Here is a 200-nt window from a genome sequence, read left to right as displayed (position 1 = left end):
TAACAGAGCCTGATGCGTTAGTTGAGCTTAAGATTGCTAATGCGACTTATCAAGGGATGGCTGATAAAAGTGGTAAATGGACGATATCTGTTACGGATACCTTGATTGATAAAACCCATGATTATCATATTGAAGTAAAAGATGCTGCGGGAAATACGAAGGAGATGACAGGGCAAATTACTATTGATACCAAAGCTCCT

The 200-nt window shown here is 39.0% G+C and carries 1 protein-coding gene; it reads left to right on the top strand.

Annotation, left to right across the window (positions count from 1 at the left end):
• A partial coding sequence (locus tag DD649_RS17240; RefSeq protein ID WP_294109844.1) for an Ig-like domain-containing protein occupies positions 1 to 200 on the top strand: 200 nt, incomplete at both ends.

The organism is Providencia sp. (assembly GCF_003533305.1).
In the GTDB taxonomy this organism is placed as follows: domain Bacteria; phylum Pseudomonadota; class Gammaproteobacteria; order Enterobacterales; family Enterobacteriaceae; genus Providencia.
This window is presented reverse-complemented; position numbering and strand designations above follow the sequence as displayed.